General features: G+C 63.3%; 18 protein-coding genes. 5 read left to right on the top strand and 13 right to left on the bottom strand.

All coding sequences use genetic code 11. The annotated features are described in order from the left end of the window. Positions 1-88: 88 nt before the first annotated feature. The 5 genes from IEV75_RS05775 to coxB are packed head-to-tail and all read right to left on the bottom strand — an operon-like array spanning position 89 to position 4,372. Positions 89-673 (bottom strand): cytochrome c oxidase assembly protein, encoded by a 585-nt coding sequence (locus tag IEV75_RS05775; protein ID WP_188451602.1) that lies wholly within the window; start codon positions 671-673, stop codon positions 89-91. 7 nt (positions 674-680) lie between these two features. Then, positions 681-845, bottom strand: a complete 165-nt coding sequence (locus tag IEV75_RS05770) for a cytochrome c oxidase system small membrane protein (RefSeq protein ID WP_170175458.1) — start codon at positions 843-845, stop codon at positions 681-683. Positions 846-851: 6 nt separating this feature from the next. After that, positions 852-1,832, bottom strand: a complete 981-nt coding sequence (locus IEV75_RS05765; RefSeq protein WP_217980817.1) for a heme o synthase — start codon at positions 1,830-1,832, stop codon at positions 852-854. A 35-nt stretch (positions 1,833-1,867) separates the two neighbouring features. After that, positions 1,868-3,487, bottom strand: coding sequence for a cytochrome c oxidase subunit I (ctaD, locus tag IEV75_RS05760; RefSeq protein WP_188451601.1), 1,620 nt, complete (start codon positions 3,485-3,487; stop codon positions 1,868-1,870). Positions 3,488-3,505: 18 nt separating this feature from the next. Beyond that, positions 3,506-4,372 (bottom strand): cytochrome c oxidase subunit II, encoded by an 867-nt coding sequence (gene coxB, locus IEV75_RS05755; protein WP_188451600.1) that lies wholly within the window; start codon positions 4,370-4,372, stop codon positions 3,506-3,508. A gap of 216 nt (positions 4,373-4,588) precedes the next feature. Here coxB and IEV75_RS05750 point away from each other — a divergent pair, with 216 nt between their 5' ends. From IEV75_RS05750 to IEV75_RS05740, 3 genes are all read left to right on the top strand, one after another. Continuing rightward, a complete protein-coding gene (locus IEV75_RS05750; RefSeq protein ID WP_188451599.1) occupies positions 4,589-5,170 on the top strand; it encodes a tetratricopeptide repeat protein in 582 nt (193 codons plus the stop codon). A 202-nt stretch (positions 5,171-5,372) separates the two neighbouring features. Then, positions 5,373-6,797, top strand: a complete 1,425-nt coding sequence (tldD, locus tag IEV75_RS05745; protein WP_188451598.1) for a metalloprotease TldD — start codon at positions 5,373-5,375, stop codon at positions 6,795-6,797. A gap of 137 nt (positions 6,798-6,934) precedes the next feature. Then, the gene (locus IEV75_RS05740) at positions 6,935-8,941 is read left to right on the top strand and encodes a TonB-dependent receptor plug domain-containing protein (RefSeq protein ID WP_188451597.1); all 2,007 of its coding nucleotides are present in this window, start codon (positions 6,935-6,937) and stop codon (positions 8,939-8,941) included. A 49-nt stretch (positions 8,942-8,990) separates the two neighbouring features. Here IEV75_RS05740 and IEV75_RS05735 read toward each other — a convergent pair whose 3' ends face one another. From IEV75_RS05735 to IEV75_RS05715, 5 genes are all read right to left on the bottom strand, one after another. Then, entirely contained in the window at positions 8,991-10,898 is a 1,908-nt protein-coding gene (locus IEV75_RS05735) for a peptide MFS transporter (RefSeq protein WP_188451747.1), read from the bottom strand. A gap of 404 nt (positions 10,899-11,302) precedes the next feature. After that, positions 11,303-11,731, bottom strand: coding sequence for a DUF1178 family protein (locus IEV75_RS05730; protein WP_188451596.1), 429 nt, complete (start codon positions 11,729-11,731; stop codon positions 11,303-11,305). Next, entirely contained in the window at positions 11,728-12,552 is an 825-nt protein-coding gene (locus IEV75_RS05725; RefSeq protein ID WP_188451595.1) for a carbon-nitrogen hydrolase family protein, read from the bottom strand. The genes IEV75_RS05730 and IEV75_RS05725 overlap by 4 nt, the downstream gene beginning before the upstream one ends. Next, positions 12,552-12,812, bottom strand: coding sequence for a glutaredoxin 3 (gene grxC / locus IEV75_RS05720; RefSeq protein ID WP_188451746.1), 261 nt, complete (start codon positions 12,810-12,812; stop codon positions 12,552-12,554). The genes IEV75_RS05725 and grxC overlap by 1 nt, the downstream gene beginning before the upstream one ends. A 46-nt stretch (positions 12,813-12,858) precedes the next feature. Continuing rightward, positions 12,859-13,584, bottom strand: a complete 726-nt coding sequence (locus IEV75_RS05715; protein WP_188451594.1) for a ComFC family protein — start codon at positions 13,582-13,584, stop codon at positions 12,859-12,861. 47 nt (positions 13,585-13,631) lie between these two features. Here IEV75_RS05715 and IEV75_RS05710 point away from each other — a divergent pair, with 47 nt between their 5' ends. Next, a complete protein-coding gene (locus IEV75_RS05710; protein ID WP_188451593.1) occupies positions 13,632-14,555 on the top strand; it encodes a methyltransferase domain-containing protein in 924 nt (307 codons plus the stop codon). Here IEV75_RS05710 and IEV75_RS05705 read toward each other — a convergent pair. Genes IEV75_RS05705 through IEV75_RS05695 form a run of 3 tightly spaced genes read right to left on the bottom strand, consistent with a single transcriptional unit; the run spans position 14,552 to position 16,191 of the window. Next, the gene (locus IEV75_RS05705) at positions 14,552-14,719 is read right to left on the bottom strand and encodes a Flp family type IVb pilin (RefSeq protein ID WP_188451745.1); all 168 of its coding nucleotides are present in this window, start codon (positions 14,717-14,719) and stop codon (positions 14,552-14,554) included. The two genes, IEV75_RS05710 and IEV75_RS05705, sit on opposite strands and share 4 nt — an antisense overlap. After that, positions 14,716-15,135 carry a (deoxy)nucleoside triphosphate pyrophosphohydrolase gene (locus IEV75_RS05700; protein WP_188451592.1) on the bottom strand — a complete coding sequence of 140 codons (420 nt, stop codon included), beginning with the start codon at positions 15,133-15,135 and terminating at the stop codon, positions 14,716-14,718. The genes IEV75_RS05705 and IEV75_RS05700 overlap by 4 nt, the downstream gene beginning before the upstream one ends. Before the next feature lie 48 nt (positions 15,136-15,183). Further along, the gene (locus IEV75_RS05695) at positions 15,184-16,191 is read right to left on the bottom strand and encodes a peptidylprolyl isomerase (protein WP_188451591.1); all 1,008 of its coding nucleotides are present in this window, start codon (positions 16,189-16,191) and stop codon (positions 15,184-15,186) included. Positions 16,192-16,372: 181 nt separating this feature from the next. Here IEV75_RS05695 and secA point away from each other — a divergent pair, with 181 nt between their 5' ends. Then, positions 16,373-19,132, top strand: a complete 2,760-nt coding sequence (gene secA, locus IEV75_RS05690; protein WP_188451590.1) for a preprotein translocase subunit SecA — start codon at positions 16,373-16,375, stop codon at positions 19,130-19,132. The last annotated feature ends 36 nt before the right edge of the window (positions 19,133-19,168 follow it).

Genomic DNA, 19,168 nt, shown 5'->3' with positions numbered 1-19,168 from the left:
ATTTGAACCGCAGCTATAGCGGCCCCCACCCCCCTGATCAATAAGGTGGCGCGCTGGTTTTCAGCCCGCCTTGGCGAAGTTTACGAGCCTAGCGTCCGGTATTGGCCGGAGCGCGTTCGGCAAGATTGCGGGCCCGCGAATCGCTGGCCTCGAAGAATGTGTATGACAGGGTTACCGTCTGCACGTCATCCATACGCCGTTCCTCATCCATCAGCGGATCGATGAAGAACACGACCGGCATCTCCATGCTCTCGCCCGGGCCGAGTGTCTGCTCGGTAAAGCAGAAGCATTCCAGCTTGGCGAAATACGGCCCCATCTTGAACGGTGTCACATTGTAGGTCGCGATGCCCGTCACCGGCTCGTCAGTGGGGTTGGTCACCCGGTAGAAGGCCAGTGCCGTCTCGCCGACACGCACCGTCATGTCACGCTGCAGCGGCTCGAACTCCCAGGGGAAACCACGCGAGCGGCTGGCGTCAAAACGCACCCGCACGGTGCGCTCCAGGATCTGGTCGGGATCATACTGCGCGGTCTGGGTGGTCCCGCCATAGCCCGTTACCCGGCAGAACAGGTCGTAAAGCGGCACGGCCGCATAGCCCATGCCGACCATGCCCAGCGCAAGGCCGAGGCAGATGGCAAGGACTTTCACGTTTCCTGACAAGACGGGCAGTTTCATGTCGGGTCTAACCTCCGGCAGCGATATTGCTGGTCAGACGCTGCAGTGTGACCAGAAAGATCAGCACTATAAACCCGATCAGGCTCCAGAAAATCGCGACATTGCGACGCTTGCGCGCCTTTTCTTCCTCCGGGGTCAGCCTGCGGGGCGTCTCAGGGGTTTCGTCACTCATCTCGGTCTAGCTCCACAGGCCCGTCAGCGCGATGTGCAGGCCCGCGCCATGTTCGGCAATGAGGGCTGCAAACAGAAGCGCCAGATGGGCGATCGAAAACGCGAACAGGTCACGCGCAGCGCGGTCTCCGGCGCGCACCTCGTAAAGCCCGTCCTCGTCGGTACCAGCCTCGCCGGCACGAGAGTTCAACACCCGCCAGGACAGGACGAGGAAGAGCGCACCGCCCAGCAGCGCCGCGCCGGCATAGATGGCGCCGCCAAGCCCCGTCGCCAGCGGCGCCAGGCTTGTCGCTACATAGGCGACAGCGTAGGCCATGATCTGGCGGCGCGTGGAGGCAGCCCCCTTTGCCACGGGCATCATCGGGATGTTGGCGGCTGCATAGTCACCGGACTTGTAGAGCGCTAGCGCCCAGGAATGGGGCGGCGTCCACAGGAAGATGATGGCAAACAGGATAACCGAATCAAGGCTGACACCGCCTGTGGCGGCGGCCCAGCCGATCATGGGCGGAAACGCGCCCGCGGCCCCGCCTATGACGATATTCTGCGGTGTCGAGCGCTTCAGCCATACCGTGTAGATGAGCGCGTAGAACAAGATGGAAAAGGCCAGCAGGCCAGCGGCGACATAGTTCGCCGTCAGCGCCATGAGGGTGACCGAAGCCAGCGTGAAGACACCGCCGAACGTATAGGCCTCGGCCCTTGGCACGATGCCGCGGGCAACCGGGCGCAGGCGGGTACGGCGCATCACGGCGTCAATATCGCCATCATAGGCCATGTTGAACGCGCCGGCGGCCCCTGCCCCCAGCGCCAGTGCCAGCATGGCAATGGCCGCGGAGAACACGTCCATGGACGCGGGCGCTGCCACCAGCCCGGCAAAGCCGGTAAAGACGACAAGCGTCATCACGCGCGGCTTCATCAGCGCGATATAGTCAGCGGGCGAGGCTGCGCTTGCAGCCCCGCCCGTGATGGTGTCAGCCGATTTTTCAGTCACGTTACGTGCCTGACCTTTTTGGCCCAACGTCCTGCCTACTTGATTTTCGGCAGCTCGTTGAACTGGTGGAAGGGCGGCGGAGAAGACAGCGTCCACTCCAGCGTGGTCGCGCCTTCGCCCCACGGATTGGCTTCCGCCTTGCGCTGGCGAAGAATGGATTCGATCAGCAGCACAAAGAAGACCAGCATACCCAGCGCCATGATCGCGTAGCCGACCGAGGACACGTAGTTCCAGAAGGCGAACGCATCAGGGTAGTCCGGGTAGCGGCGCGGCATGCCCTGCAGACCCAGGAAGTGCTGCGGGAAGAAGATCACGTTCGCGCCGATGAAAAACAGCCAGAACTGGGTACGGGCGAGGAAGGAATTGTACTTCACCCCGAACATCTTCTCGTACCAGTAATAGAAGCCGGCAAAGATCGCGAACACGGCGCCGAGCGACAGCACGTAGTGGAAGTGGGCCACCACGTAATAGGTGTCGTGCAGCGAGGTGGTCACGCCCGCATTGGCCAGCACCACGCCCGTCACACCGCCAACGGTGAACAGGAAGATGAAGCCGATGGCCCACAGCATGGGCGTGCGGAAGGAGATCGAACCACCCCACATCGTCGCCAGCCAGGAGAAGATCTTGATGCCGGTCGGCACCGCAATGATCATCGTGGCAGCCACGAAATAGGCCTTCAGGTTCACGTCCATGCCGACCGTGTACATGTGGTGGGCCCACACGATGAAGCCGATGAAGCCGATCGCGACCATGGCGTAGGCCATGCCGAGATAACCGAACACGGGCTTTTTCGAGAAAGTCGACACGATGTGGGAGATCATGCCGAAGCCCGGCAGGATCAGGATGTACACTTCGGGGTGGCCGAAGAACCAGAACAGGTGCTGGAACATGACCGGGTCGCCGCCGCCTGCCGGGTCGAAGAAGGTCGTCCCGAAATTGCGGTCGGTGATCAGCATGGTCAGCGCAGCCGCCAGAACCGGAACGGCCAGCAGCAGCAGGAATACGGTGACCAGGATCGACCACACGAACAGCGGCATCTTGTGCAGGGTCATGCCCGGTGCGCGCATGTTGAAAATGGTCGTGATGAAGTTGGTCGCGCCCAGGATCGAGCTGATGCCCGCAATGTGCAGCGACAGGATCACCAGGTCGAAGGCCGGCCCGCCATGGCCGGTGGTAGACAAGGGTGGATACATCACCCAGCCGCCGCCAAAGCCGTTATCGCCGCCGGCACCGGGCACGAACATCGACATCAGGATGAGCGCGAAGGAGAAGGGCAGCAGCCAGAACGAGATATTGTTCAGGCGCGGGAAGGCCATGTCCGGGGCGCCGATCATGATCGGCACGAACCAGTTTCCAAAGCCCCCGATCATGGCCGGCATGACCATGAAGAAGATCATGATCAGGCCGTGCAGGGTGATGATCACATTGTAGTTGTGCTCATTGCCCCAGAAGCCGTTATTGAAGACCTGAAGGCCCGGCTCGGCGAGTTCCCAGCGGATAAGGCCCGACATGGCACCGCCAATGACGCCCGCGATGATCGCGAACACCAGGTACATCGTGCCGATGTCCTTGTGATTGGTCGAATACACCCAACGCTTCCAGTCCCAGATGCTGGGGGTGTGATCGTCGTGATGTTCAGCAGCTTGAGCCGACATGATGATCCTCTCCGGGGATTACTGGGCCGCCGCGACGCGGGTGGCGCGCTGGCTGGCATAATAGGAGGCAAGAACGCTGGACGCAGTGTAGGGGTCGGCATTGGCCGCTTCGGTCCAGGCGGTGAAGACGTCTTCGGGCACGACATGCACCTCGATGGGCATGAAGGCGTGGCGGATGCCGCAGATCTCCGAGCACTGGCCGAAATAGATGCCCTCGCGGCCTTCCGGCACCAGGAACCAGGTTTCATTCAGGCGGCCGGGAATCCCGTCCATCTTCACGCCGAAGGCCGGAACGGCCCAGGAGTGAATGACGTCTGACGCCGTCACCTGCACGCGCACCGTGGCACCTGACGGCACGACGATCGGCACATCCGTGCTCAAAAGGCGGCGCTGCTCCCAGTTCTCGCTGGTCAGCGCGTCATCCTCGAGCATGTTGGACACGAACTCGAACCCGCCATGATCCGGATACTCATAAGTCCAGTTCCACTGGTTGCCGGTCACCTTGATGGTGAAATCGGCTTCCGGGATCACGTCCTGGAAATAGAGTAGGCGGAAGGAGGGCACCGCAATCACGATGAGGATCAGCACGGGAACTGCCGTCCAGATGATCTCGATCAGCGTGTTGTGGCTAAACTTCTTCGGCTCCGGGTTGGTCTTGGCGCGATAGCGCACGACAATCCACAGGATCAGGCCGAGCACCAGAAGACAGATCGCCGAGATGATCCACAACAAGAGGTTATGGAAGGAGACGATATTCTCCATCACCGGCGTCACGGCCTCTTGCAGGCCAAGCCCGCCATCTACCGGCGCGCCGACAATCGTTGCTGATGCCGCGCCGGTCATCGCGGCGGCAAGGACAGCTCCGGCTATGAGCTTCAAACGCATGGAACCCCCAAGAGTCGTATCTGGCAGCCTGCAGGCCCGTTTGCCTGCTTCGTGCGGCGGAATATAGAACCAGCCAGCGCCGGTGTCAGTGCGATATGAGCGCCTTTTTGTCGCAAGGCACTCACAATGTTCAGTGCCGCCCGGACATTCGGTTTGATGCGGGCTTGCGCTGTCTGCTAGCCTTACACGAACAAAATCTCAAGCGCCGGAGGCGTCATGGACACCCTTATTCCGCACACGCTCATACGTTTCGGCGCGATTGCAGGCCTCGCCGCGTGCCTTGCCCACGCGCCTGCAGCCCATGCGCAGGAGCGTTCTCCGGCGGTCCGGTCGGCGATTTCCGAATGCGAAGATGCCGCACGGCGCGGAGCCGATGATCCAAGAGCGCTGGGTGCATGCGATTTTGCCTTGCGTGATTCGTCACTGGGCGAGGAGGAGCGTGCGCGGCTGCAGCTCAATCGCGGCGCGCTGTCTGCAGCGCGCGGGGATGGCCGCTCGGCCATGACCGACCTGATGGCAGCACAGGCCCTGCTCGGCGAGTTGCCTGAACTGCACCTGACATTGTCGGCGGCCCAGATCCGTGTGGGTGATTTCAACGGCGCGCAGGCCTCCGCCCGCCGGGCTCTTGAACTGGGGCTGGAGGCCTCACACCTGGCGCATTTCAACCGTGCCATCGCGCTGGAGCGGCTTGGCCAGTACGATGCGGCCTACGAGGCCTATGTGCAGGCGGCGCGCCTTGCCCCTGACAATGCCCTGCTGGCAGCCCAGCCGCGCCGCTTTGCAAGGCATCAGCCTTAGGGTTTTCCCCTCGTCCTTCGAGACGCTCGCTTCGTTCGCCCTCAGGATGAGGGAAAATCCCAAGCCCCCTCATGCTGAGAAGCGCTCTGCAAGAGCGCGTCTCGAAGCACGAAGGGTGTATATCCACCACCTGCCGACACGGGGTCGATTAGACCGGCCCGCGCCCCTATGTTGGGTGTGAATGCCCCAGCAGGAGACTTCCATGGCCAGCACGCCTTCCACCAATCCGTTTGACGGATTTTCCTTCGACGCCGACGACGCGATCAGCGTACTGCGCGACAGTCTGGCCGGCGCGGACGATGGCGAGCTCTTTCTGGAAACCGAAGCGAACGAGACGCTGGCCTTCGATGACGGGCGGCTGAAAACGGCGAGCTTTGACGCCGGACGGGGCTTTGGGCTGCGCGGCGTGTTTGGCGAAACGACCGGCTTTGCCCATTCCAACGATGTCAGCCTTGCCTCGCTCAAACGCGCGGGCGAGACGGCAGCGGCCGCGCGTCAGGGCCGCGATGCGGTGATGGCCCCGCCTCCCCACGGCACGAATGTGAAGCTCTATGATGACGTGGATGTGATCGGCGAGCCGGGTTTCGAGGCCAAGGCCGCCCTTCTGGGCGAGATTGATGCGTGGCTGCGCGCGCGTGACCCCGAAGTGGTGCAGGTTGGCTGTTCCATCTCTGCTTCACGCCGGGTGATCGGCATTGTGCGCGCTGATGGCTATATGGCCCATGATGTGCGCCCGCTGGTACGCCTGAATGTCTCCGTTACGGTGGAGCGCAGTGGCCGCCGCGAAAGCGGCAGCGCCGGCGCAGGCGGGCGCGCCGAATTCTCCCAATGGCTGTCACCGGAAAGCTGGCAGGGCCTGGCCGACGAAGCGCTGCGCGTGGCGAAGGTCAATCTGGAAGCGGTCGACGCGCCTGCCGGCGAATGGGAAGCGGTGCTGGGCGCGGGCTGGCCGGCCATTCTGCTGCACGAGGCCGTCGGCCACGGCCTTGAGGGCGATTTCAACCGCAAGGGCACCAGCGCCTTTGCAGGCCGTGTCGGCAAGCGCGTCGCTGCGCCGGGCGTTACGGTCATTGATGATGGCACCATTCCGAACCGGCGCGGATCACTGACCATTGATGATGAAGGCACGCCGACGGGCCGCACCACGCTGATCGAGGATGGCATTCTGGTCGGCTTCATGCAGGACCGGATGAATGCGCGCCTGATGGGCGTGGAGCCTACCGGCAATGGCAGGCGCGAAAGCTATGCCCACGCACCCATGCCGCGCATGACCAACACGATCATGACTGCCGGAGATCACGACCCGGCCGAAATCCTCGAAAGCCTGGATGACGGCATCTATGCCGCCAATTTCGGCGGCGGCCAGGTGGACATCACGTCAGGCAAGTTCGTCTTCCGCTGCACGGAGGCCTACCGGGTACGCGGCGGGAAAATTGCCGAACCGATCAAGGGCGCGACCCTGATCGGGGACGGGCCGAGCGCACTGACCCGCATCTCCATGATCGGCAATGACTTCGCCATGGACCCAGGCGTAGGGACGTGCGGCAAGGCGGGCCAGGGCGTGCCTGTGGGCGTCGGCCAGCCAACCCTGAAAATTGCAGGCATCACTGTCGGCGGGGCGGGCTAGACCCCGCCCCCGCTGCATTGCATCATTACCGAAATGCAATCAAATTGCTGAAATGTAACGCACATTTCTGCCTTGTAACTGTTTTTTGACGCACGGCGGGCGCACACACCCTTCCATGTCTTGGGAGGGACTATCTCGTGAAACATCTCATTTGTTCGGCGGCCATCGCGCTTGCCACCTTCGCGCCGGCCGCTGTGTTCGCTCAGGAACCGGCGAACGGCGGAGCTGAAAACATCCTCGTCTATGAACCGGCCTTCTTCGCCGCTTCCAGCCCTGCCAATGCGCTGGACATGGTCAGCCGCATTCCCGGCTTCTCGGTGAGTGATGGAGCGTCGGTGCGCGGCTTTGCCGGTGCCGGCGGTAATGTACTCATCAACGGATCCAGACCGGCATCCAAGGATGACACCGGCTCGTCCGTCCTGTCGCGGACCCCCGCAAGCCGGGTGGAACGCATCGAGCTGATCCGCGGCGGCGCACCCGGCATAGACATGCAAGGCCAGAGCGTTGTCGTGAACGTGATCCTGCGCAGCGAGCAATCCCGCCAGCACACGGTAATGGCACAGCTGCATGCCTTTGAAGGGGGCCCCACAAGCCCGACGGGCCGCTACGAATTCTCCTCCAGCAATAACGGCACGCAATGGGGCTTTCAGATAGCGCGCACGCTGGCAATGAGCGATTCCACCGGCTGGGGCACATCAATCCGGCGCGATGCCAGCGGCGCCATCATCTCCGAAGAGCGCCTGCGCAACAGTTTTGATGGCGGCGGATGGAGCACGCGCGGCAACTGGTCCGGACCGGTTGGCGAGGGACGGGTAGAAATCACCGGCGGCTATAACTGGTTTGAATACAATGATGAGCTGTCGTTCAGCGTGCCAGGATCGCCTGAGCGGCTCTTCTCGTTTGATGATGATGCCAGCCGGGCCGATCTGGGCGTTCGTTATGAGCGTGCTTTGTCCGACACGCTGAACCTGGAATCGCGCCTGATCCAGAACTATCGCTGGGGCGGGTTCACCAACGGCGCCTCCGGTCCCGGCCTTGACCAGCAATTCGAGGCGGAGCGCGATTCCGGCGAGACGATCGCCCGTGGTGTCCTGCGCTGGCAGCGCAGCGAGACATTGACCTGGGAAGGCGGCGGCGAGCTAGCCTATAACTTCATGGACACAAGCCAGAGCTTTACCAGTAACGGCGTGCCGGTTGCCCTGCCGCTCGCTTCCACGCTGGTGGAGGAAATCCGGGGCGAAGTGTTCGGCCAGGCCAGCTGGCGCCGTTCCGATACCTTGCGTCTCGAGGCCGGCCTTCGCCTCGAGCACTCCACCATCCGTCAGAGCGGCGACGCGTCGTCCGAACGCAGCTTCTTCTATCCCAAGCCGCGGCTGGCACTGACATGGGACCCGCAGGAGAACCGGCAGGTGCGGCTGCGCTTCGAACGCGAGCTGGGCCAGCTCAATTTCGGCGATTTTGCTGCCTCCACCTCTCTGTCGAACGACCAGGTGCGGGGCGGCAATCTGGACCTCAGGCCCCAGCAGCGCTGGATTGCCGAAGCAGTCTTCGAGCAGCGCTTCAACGGCGAGGGTGTGGCCACGCTGACCTTGCGCCATGACGCAATTTCGGACGTGATCGACGTCATTCCGCTGGACGGCGGACTGACGGCTATCGGCAATATCGGCGATGGCAGCCTGACGCGTGTCGCCGGCAATGTGCGCCTGCCGCTGCGCGATCTGGGGCTGGAGCGCGGGCGTGTGACCGTGAATGTGCAATACGATCATACCCGCGTGACCGATCCGACGACCGGGGAAAGCCGCCAGATCTCACGCGTGCGCCCGCTCACGGGCTCCATCAATTTTGAAAACGATGTGCCGGACTGGAATTTGCGCTGGGGCGTGAACTACACGCCGTATTTCCGCGAAACGACCTTCAACCCGGACCAGAAGCGCTGGTTCGAACTGCGCAACTACATCACCCTGTTTGCCGAATATACGTTCGATAATGGCCTTGCGGCCTATGCGGCGGTGACGCTGTGGGATGATTTCCGTATCGACCGGGATGTCTATTCAGACCGCGTCACACAGGCCCTGGCCTTCCGCGAGGAACAGCGCATTGATCCGCGCGACTTCCTCCAGCTAAGGCTGCGCCGGACTTTCTAGAGGCCGGACAATGCGGCCCGGAAGTGATCGCTTCCGGGCCGTCGTGCTTCTACTCGCGCATCGGGACTTCCGGTCCCGGTTCTGACGGGGCAGGCAACTGGTCCTCGGCCCGGCCGTGGCCCAGCGCCTTGAGGCCGAAACTCGCAGCCCCCATCACCACGCCGAGGAAGATGCCTATGATGCCGATGACGCCGAATACCTGCGCGTAGCCTGCCAGCGCGCGTTCCGGATCAAGCACCTGCCCGGCCACCGTATCGGTGGCGGTCAGGGCCGCGATCAGCCCGCCGACATACTGGGCAAACGCGCTGGAGAGGAACCAGCCCGCCATCATGAAGCTGACCACCGCTGCCGGAGAGAGTTTCGTCACCGCAGACAGGCCGACCGGCGACAGGCACAGCTCGCCCGTGGTGTGAAGGAGATAGGCCAGCGCCAGGAAGAAGAGCGGCACACGGTAGCTGTCATCGGCAAACTGCACGCCCCACACGAGCACCAGGAAGCCGAGGCCCACCTGGACAAGGGCGAGACCGAATTTGAGCGGCGTGTTGGGATTGCGCTGCATCCGCGCCAGAAACGCCCACAGGCCCGCAAACAGCGGCGCAAAGATCAGGATGAAGCCGGAATTGAACGATTGTGTTTGCGAGGCCGTCAGCGACATATCCAGCGTAATCGGTCCCAGCTCGATCAGGCGCTGGGGCGCAAGCTCCAGATTGGTGTTGCGCGCGGCAAACAGGTTCATCGAGGAACCGGCCTGTTCAAATAGAGCCCAGAACACGACCGACACGACAATCAGGATAAGCGCCAGCAGGAGGCGCTGACCCTCTTCGCGCGAGCACTTGGCGTTCATGTACCAGCTGATATAGCCCAGAAACACCGCCGCTCCCGCGATCAGCAAAAGCAGCATGGCGTCAATCCCGCCCAGCCCTGGAACCGGCAGGCGCACCTGATGAGCCTGTATCAGCCAGTAGACGACGCCGACGCCGAGAATGCCCAGAAGGTAAATTACTGTCTCGCGGTTAAGTGGACCGAGCACGCGCGCTTTCAGGGCTGCCGGATCTGGCGGATTGCCCACATTCGCGAGCAAATTCCTGCCCGGCAGGAAGAAGGCGAGCCTGCCGCGCACGAACACGATGAAGCCCAGCAGCATGCCAAGGCCGGCAAGGCCGAAACCGGCCCACCAGCCGACCGTCTCGCCCAGGAGGCCGCACAATATGGCTGCCCAGAACGCACCCAGATTGATGCCGTAATAGTAAAGCGTGAACCCGCCATCGCGGCGCGGATCATGCTCGTCATAGAGCTGGCCGACGATGGAGGAGATGCTGGCTTTGAGGAAACCGACACCCATGATGATCAACGACAGGGCGAGATAGAGAATGGCGAGGCCACGCTGGTCCTGATAGGTCACCTCGGTGTCAAAGCTGCCTGCGGGCAGCGTGGCGGGCAGGCTGGCACCGTCTGGCAGGCCGGCTATCACCAGATCGCCTTCGCGATTGGCCGAGAAGTCATAGAGCGCACCGTCGACCTCGAGCTGCACGGTGCGCAGCCCGCCCCGCCCTTCGGCCACGAGCGAATAGGACGATCCTTCATATTGCAGCGCCTCCTCGGACGGACGCCCCTCAATGCCCATGGCAAGATGGCCCGCAACCAGCAGCAGGGCGCCATAGGCAATGGCCTTGCGATTGCCGAGATATCGGTCCGCCACGAACCCGCCGACGAGCGGCAGGAGATAAACGAGGGAGGTATAGGCTCCGTACTGAGTGCTCGCGAAGCCGTCATCGAAGAGGAAGTGCTGGGTCAGGTAGAAGATCAGCAGGGCCCGCATGCCGTAATAGGAGAAGCGCTCCCACATCTCGGCGAAAAAGAGAATGTGCAGCCCCTTGGGGTGTTTTGCCATCTGGGTGAAGACGGGAATGGCCGTCACCAGCGTTATGAGAATACCCAGCGCAACGACGATATTGATGATCATGTCCTGTCCCCGATGGGGCGGCTTTCTGACGGCCTGCCCTGATCTGATGTGCGCAACAGGATCACGCTCCGGGGCTGACGGCAAGGTGGGGCGTTCCTCCATCGCCTGTCGCGTTTCACCGGCGCAAGCCGGAAAGCGTCAGCTTTACTGGTCATCCCCGCGCAGGCGGGGATCCAGAGATGGTAGGGCGAACGCCTCACGGACTGTCATGGGTCCCGGCTCGGGGACCGGGACCCCGGAGGAGAGGGCAGCGCTAAATCCGGCAGAACGTTCATAGCCGCAAAATATCCCGGGGCCCCGGCCTCTGAGCCGGGGTCCACAGATCGAAGGGCTAACCCAGTGCCAGCTGGCTCTGGATTCCCGCCTCACGCGGGAACGAAGAATGAAGGGAGAAACCCCTAATTCGCCTTCTTGGGCGGGGTGGGCGCAAAGGGTTCCGGCAAGGGCGCGCACGGCACGCCGTCCTCGGCAAGCTTTGCGCGTTCCTCCGGCGTCGTCTCGCCGTAGATCAGGCGTTCGGGTTTCTCGCCCTCATGGATGGCGCGGGCTTCTGATGCGAAGTCCGGCCCGACATAGTCGTAATTCTTACGGATATGGGCGCGCACCTTGCGGGCGACTGCCTCCATGTCCGGTTGGCCATTGGTGCTGGTTTCCCGGCCCTTGGTCGTGCGCACAGCAGGCGCCATCACGGCGCGCGTGACCGCCACCGAGCCGCATTCCGGGCATTCGACCAGGCCGCGCTTCTCCTGGCTCTCGTAATCATCGCTGGAGGAGAACCAGCCCTCGAAGCCATGGCCCTCATCGCATTGCAGGGCATAGCGGATCATGGGCCGGTGAACTCCCGCCCGCCTTTGAGCGCCGGTATGCGCTGGCGCGCCGACAACGCGTCTTCCGCATCGATTTCGGCGTGGAGAATGCCCGGCTCGTCATGGTCCAGAACGCCGATCACATCGCCCCAGGGGCCGACCACCATGGAGCGGCCCCAGGTCTTGCGGCCATCCTCATGCATGCCGCCTTGCGCGGGCGCCAGGATGAAGCTGCCGGTCTCGATGGCACGCGCGCGCAGGAGCACCTCCCAGTGCGCCTTGCCGGTAGGCCGGGTGAAGGCGGCCGGCACGGTGATGGCCACCGCTCCGGCCATCGCCAGCGCGCGGTAGAGATAGGCAAAGCGCACATCGTAACAGATGGTCAGGCCGAGCTTCATGCCCGCGGCGTCCGCGATCACGGCGCGGCTGCCGGGCGCGTAATTGGTGCTCTCCGACCAGATCTCGCCATTGCCGATGGCCACATCGAACATGTGGATCTTGTCGTAATGGGCCTTCACCGCACCGTCGGGACCGAACAGCATGGAGCGGTTCACCGCACGGCCGTCATCACCTTTCAGCGCCAGTGATCCGGCCAGCACATCGATCTTCAACTCCGCCGCGAGCGCAGAGAGGCGCTTTATGGCGATGTCGTCCTGCGGTGCGCGCAAGGTTTCAAACAGCGCCTTTGTGTCCTTCTGCACCAGATTGGTGACTTCCGGCGTCGCCACCAGCTTCGCGCCCTCGCCCGCCGCCTGACGGATCGCAGCCTCGGCGGCATCTATATTGCGCGCCGCGTCGGTGCCCGAGCGCATCTGGACAAGGGCGATCTTCGTCTTCGCCATTACGCGCCTGCTTTCAGCATGGGATCGAGCCGGCCTTCGCGCTCCAGCGCGAAGAGGTCATCACAGCCGCCGACATGCGTATCGCCGATGAAAATCTGCGGGAAGGTATTGCGGCCCGAACGTTGTTGCATTTCGGCGCGCAAGGCGGGGTCGAAGCCTGCCTCGATCTCTTTCACCTCCACGCCCTTATCGGCCAGCAGCGACAGAGCGCGCGAGCAGAAGGCGCAAAACGGCCGTGTGTAGATGGTGATGGCGGGCATGGTCATAGGCTTGGCCTTCGTGAATCAGCAAAATCAGGTCTGGCGCTTATGTAAGCACGTCGCTGGTTCTGACAACGCGTGCAAGCGTCAGGGCATCAACGCGCGCCGCGCCTGCCCGTTTCAACGCCCGTGCACACGCCTCCAGCGTGGCGCCGGTGGTGTAGACATCATCGATGAGGATGAGACGGGCGTCCCTGATGCGCGCCTTCGCCCCGTCACGCACCGCGAAGGCACCCGCCACATTGCGCCTTCGGCCCCTGGCGCTCTGCCCGCCCTGGCTGGGTGTGGCTCGGCGGCGCATAAGAATATGCGGGTCACAGGCCACGCCGGACAGTTTCGCTACGGACTGTGCGAGCAGAAGTGACTGGTTGAAGCGCCGCTGGCGCAGGCGGCGCGCGTGTAGCGGTACAGGCACCAGATAATCGGCCTCTGCCAGCATCGCCCTGCCCGCCCGGCGCATCCAGCCGCCAAAGGCGGCGGGCCCGTCCACCCGCCCGCCATGTTTCAGAGACAGCACCAGACGGCGGCTTTCCGGCGTGTAGACGAAAGCCGAGCGGGCGGTATCGAAGGCAGGCGCTCTGGCGGCGCACGGCCCGCACACGGCGCCCTCGCCCGGCGGCCAGTCGAAGGGAAACCCGCACGCGGCGCATTGCGGATCATCAAGGAAAACAATCTTCGACCAGTCGGCCGGTGACAGCTGACCATGGGCGGTAACCGGCTCGTAGGAGAGCAGCGAGACCGGCGGCCAGACAAGATCGGCAAAACCCCTCATCACCCGCGAGGCTTCCCTCGCGAGGCGCGCCGGTCCATATCCGCCCCATGGCATCATCCTCTGACACCCCGCCTCTACTGTTTGACCGCGCGCTGCTGCGTCAGCGGCGGACCCGTGCGGCAAGAGGCTATGAGGAATTTGCCTTTCTGGCGAGCCGTGCCGCCGATGATCTGGCCGACCGTCTGATGGCGGTGAACCGCACATTCGAGCGCGCGCTGGTGATCGGCGGGGCGGGCGCGGTGGGCCGGGCGATTGCCGCGCGCCCGGAACTCGCCTCCAAAATCGGAACGCTGATCGAGGCCGATATCTCTCCCGCCATGGCCGCCAAAGCATCAGGCGCGGCACTGGTGATGGATGAGGAGCGCCTGCCGATCGCCGACGAAAGCGTCGATCTCGTCCTCTCCTGCCTCTCCCTGCACTGGACGAATGATCTTGTCGGCGCGCTGATCCAGATCAACCGGGCCTTGAAGCCCGATGGCTTCTTTGCCTGCGCCATGCTGGGCGGGGCGACGCTGACCGAGCTGCGCCAATCACTCATGGCCGCAGAGGACGAAATCTACGGCCAGGTGTCGGCGCGCGTCTCGCCCTTTGCCGACACGGTAGACCTTGCAGGATTGCTGGCGCGCGCAGGCTTTGCCATGCCGGTATCGGATGTGGACCGCGTGACCGTGCGCTATGGCAATGCCTTTGTGCTGATGCGCGATTTGCGCCGCATGGGCGAGACGAGCGTGCTCGCCAGCCGTCCGCGCACACCCGTCCACCGGCAATTCTTCGTGAAGACGGCACAGATCTACTCAGAGCGCTTCGCCGAAGCCGACGGGCGCATCCCGGCGAAGTTTGAAATCCTGCACGCCGCCGGCTGGGCTCCCCATGAGAGCCAGCCAAAGCCCTTGCGCCCCGGCTCGGCCAAGGTCCGCCTTGCCGATGCTCTGGGCGTGAAGGAGATGGGCGCGGGCGAGAAGGCGGGTTAACCCCCCTCTCCCGGCAAGGCGCCGGCAACTTCGGTCTGGACGTGAGCCCACATGCCGCCATTGCCCCCGCTCAGAAGTGTCAGCGTGCCGATCAGGACCAACGCGATCAGGCTGGCCAACAACGCATATTCTATCGCTGTCGCGCCGCGCTGATCGGCACTCAGAGACGGTCGCGCAGCTCGGCGGCAAGCGGAATGTCGGCGGGCAGAAGCGCATATCTGCTCAAATCGTGCGGTTTCACCCAGGCGATCTCCTGGCCCTCTTTCGGGTCCGGGAAGCCATCCCATTTGCGGCAGACATAGAGCGGCATCAGGAGATGGCGTCCGTCCTCCATCGGATGGGACGCAAAGGCGAAGGGCTGAAGGCAACGCTCGCATGGCTCCACTCCCAGTTCCTCGCGCAGCTCGCGTACAACGGCTGCTTCGGGGTACTCGCCCGCTTCCACCTTGCCGCCGGGGAACTCCCAGGCACCGGCAAAGGCCTTGCCTTCAGGGCGCCGCGCGATGAGCACCCGGCCATCGGGGTCAATCAGCGCACACGCCGCCACCAGCAAGAGGGGGGCTTTCTCAGCCGGCATCATGCCTGTTCCTTCGTTAAATTGAGGTGTGTGGACACGGTTAGCGCCAGCCTAACGCTCCGGCGTCTCTCCGGCCTCGTCCATGCCGGTATCACCGGGTTCGTCCTCGCCGGCTTCCTCGGGATCACCGGGCTGCACGGGGCCGGGCGTGCGTATCTGGGCCGGCGCCGGGACACCGCTGCGCGATACCGGATAGGTCTGGCGCACCGTGTCCAGCAGGGTCTGGATGCCCTCCAGCGTCAGGAAGCGCACAATATTGCCGCGCAGCGATTCAAGACCGGGCCGCGGCTGCACGCGCCGGTCGGCAACGCGCAGCACATGCCAGCCATAATCGGTCTGGAAGGGCTCGGAAATCTCGCCGACCTCCGTGGCGAACGCCTGACGGGAGAAGGCCTGCACCATGCCGTCACGCGTGAAATAGCCCAGATCCCCGCCATCGAGGCGGGTGCCGGGATCCTGACTGACCTGCCGGGCGAGCTGGGCGAAATCCTCGCCTTCGGCCAGCAGGCGGGCGACTTCCTCGGCCTCCTCGCGCGTGGTGACGAGGATATGGCTGGCGCGCACTTCCTCCACGCGCGGGGCGAGGCGGTTCTGTTCTTCGTAGATGCGCGCAATGGCCTCATCGGTGATGGCATTGGCCACGACCGTCTCCACCAGGATATTGCCCAGAATGCGTTCCTCTGCAGCGGCGAGACGCCGGCGCGCCTCGACATCGCGGTCCATGCCCCGCCGCAGCGCTTCGAGCGCCAGAAGGCGCTGCTCGGTCAGCTCGGAGAGAACCTGCTGGAACACAGGGTCGGAGGGCGCAACGCTGGACGGGTTGTCATGCAGGCTGCGCGCGGCGATCTCGCGGCGCACGTCGGAGGCGTAAATGACTGTGGTGCCGACCTCGGCCACCACCTGATCGTCAGGGCCGGCAGGCTCCAGTGCGAGAAAACGGGCCAGCACGTCCACACGGCCCTCGGCCTGTACGGCGGGCTGGGCCGGGGCTTCGGGGCCCTCGGGCTCGGCACTGCAGGCCGCCGCCAGCGACAGGCCGGCGAGGGCTGCGAGCGCCATACTACAGCGTCTGGCGGTCCGGTTCGATTGACACACTATGCCTGCCTCCTTAAGTCCCTGATCTCGAGCGCGCTGCTTCAGGGCCAGCGCCGCACAGGCGCCCAGGCCATGTACGGATTTGCCTTGTACACTGGCCCGGCGTGCCTGATCACCCATTTCGCCCCGCGACGGCTGATAAAACATGCTTTCTTTTACCCGCAAGCTCTTTGGCTCCTCAAATGACCGCACCGTAAAGCGCATGATGCCCAAAGTGCATCAGATCAACGCGCTGGAGCCGGAGTTTGAACTGCTCGATGATGCAGCCCTGCAGGGTAAAACCGGCGAATTCAGGGCACGGCTGGAACAGGGCGAGGCACTGGACGCCCTTCTGGTCGAGGCCTTCGCTGCCGTGCGCGAAGCCGCCAAGCGTTCGCTGGGCCAGCGCCATTACGATGTGCAGCTGCTCGGCGGCATGGTGCTCCACGAGGGCGGCATCGCGGAAATGAAGACCGGTGAAGGCAAGACGCTTGTCTCCACCCTGGCTGCCTATCTCAACGCCCTGCCCGGCAAGGGCGTGCATATCGTGACGGTCAATGACTATCTCGCCCAGCGCGACTCCGAATGGATGGGCCGGGTATTTGAACGCCTTGGCATGAAGACCGGTGTCATTCTCAACCAGATGCTCGATGAAGAGCGCCGCCGCGCCTATGCGTGCGACATCACCTATGGCACGAATAACGAGCTTGGCTTCGACTATCTGCGCGACAACATGAAATACTCGCTTCGCGAGATGGTGCAGCGCGGCCACGCCTACGCCATTGTCGACGAGGTGGACTCCATCCTGATCGACGAGGCGCGTACCCCGCTCATCATTTCCGGGCGCACCGACGACCGCTCTGACTTCTACAAGACAATCGACAAGCTGATCCCCTTCCTGAACGACGAGGACTTTGCGCTCGACGAGAAGAACCGCTCGGTCACCTTCACCGAGGAAGGCAATGAGCATATCGAAGAGCTCTTGCGCGAGCATGGCCTGCTGGACGAGGGCGATCTCTACGATATCGAGAACATCGCCACCGTTCACCACGTCAATCAGGGCCTGAAGGCCCACAAGCTGTTCCAGAAGGACAAGGATTACATCGTCCGCGAAGGCAAGGTGATGCTCATTGACGAGTTCACCGGCCGGATGATGACCGGCCGGCGGCTCTCCGACGGCCTGCACCAGGCCATCGAGGCGAAGGAAGGCGTCGAAATCCAGCCGGAAAACCAGACGCTGGCCTCCATCACCTTCCAGAACTATTTCCGCCTCTACAAGAAGCTCTCGGGCATGACCGGCACGGCCTCTACCGAGGCTGAGGAATTTGCCGGCATTTACAGCCTTGGTGTGACTGAAATTCCCACCAACCGCCCCGTCCAGCGCATTGACGAGGACGACGAGCTCTACCGGACCGCCAAAGAGAAGTACGACGCGCTCATCACCAGCATCGAGGAGGCGCATGCGCGCCAGCAGCCCATTCTTGTGGGCACGGTCTCCATCGAGAAGTCGGAAGTGCTTTCCGAGCTGCTGAAGAAGCGCAAGATCAAGCACCAGGTCCTGAATGCGCGCTATCACGAGCAGGAAGCGGCGATCATCGCGCAGGCCGGCGTTCCGGGCGCCGTTACCATCGCCACCAACATGGCCGGGCGCGGCACCGACATCCAGCTGGGCGGCAATGTCGACTTCCTGGTCAATGACTGGCTGAACGAGGAACGCAAGGCCGGGCGCGAGCCGGACGACACCGCGATTTCGGAAAAGCGCAAGGCCATCGAGGCCGAAGTCGCCGAACGCAAGAAGGTCGCGCTGGAAGCGGGCGGACTGTACGTGATCGGCACCGAGCGCCATGAATCACGCCGCATCGACAACCAGCTGCGCGGCCGGACCGGCCGTCAGGGCGATCCGGGCCGCTCGAAATTCTTCATTTCGGTGGAAGACGATCTGTTGCGCATCTTTGCGCCCGAGCGCCTCGACACGATCATGCGCACCATGGGCATGAAAGAGGGCGAACATATCCAGCACCCCTGGATGTCGAAGGCGGTCGAAACCTCGCAGAAAAAGGTCGAACAGCGCAATTTCGACATCCGCAAGAACATCCTGAAATACGACGATGTGATGAACGATCAGCGCAAGGCGATCTTCGAACAGCGCATCGAGTTCATGGAAGCGGAAAACGTCTCTGACGTGGTGAAGGACATGCGCCACCAGTGCGCCGAAGACCTGGTGGAACGCCACATGCCGCCGCGCGCCTATGCTGACCAGTGGGACACGGAAGGCCTGCAGGAAGAGATCGAAAAACACTTCAATCTGCAGCTGCCTATCAAGGAATGGGCTGCCGAAGATGGTATCGCGAACGAGGAAATCCTTGAGCGCGTGCTTAAAGCCGCCGACGAGGCCTACGCAGAAAAGGCGGCCAATACCGGCCCGGAGCTGATGCGCCGGATCGAGAAGCAGATGCTGCTGCAGACCATCGACCAGAACTGGCGCGAACATCTGCATCAGCTGGATGCGCTGCGCTCGGTGATCGGTCTTCGTGGCTATGCCCAGCGCGATCCGCTGAACGAGTACAAGAGCGAGGCCTTCGCCCTGTTCGAGCATTTGCTGGACAATCTGCGCTTTGAAACCACGCGCATCCTGTCCTCAATCCGGGTTGAGCCCGCTGCGCCGCCGCCGCAAATGCCGCGCGCGCCGCAAAACATGCAGGCTTCACGCGTGGATCCGGCGACCGGCGAGCCCGTCTCGGGTGATGGCGCACCGCGCACCACAGCGCGGGGCCCTGCAGTGAGCCGGGCTGCCGCAACCGCGATCAACCCGAATGATCCCTCCACCTGGGGCCGTGTCCAGCGCAACGCGCCCTGCCCTTGCGGGTCAGGCAAGAAGTACAAGCATTGTCATGGTGCTATCGGAGCGGAAACCGAGGCACGCTGAACGCCCGCATAGTCCGGAAGGCTATCAGGAACCCGT

Source organism: Glycocaulis albus (assembly GCF_014639075.1).
GTDB lineage: Bacteria > Pseudomonadota > Alphaproteobacteria > Caulobacterales > Maricaulaceae > Glycocaulis > Glycocaulis albus.
Note: the sequence above shows the minus strand (reverse complement) of the source record. Positions and strands in the feature narration are given on the sequence as shown.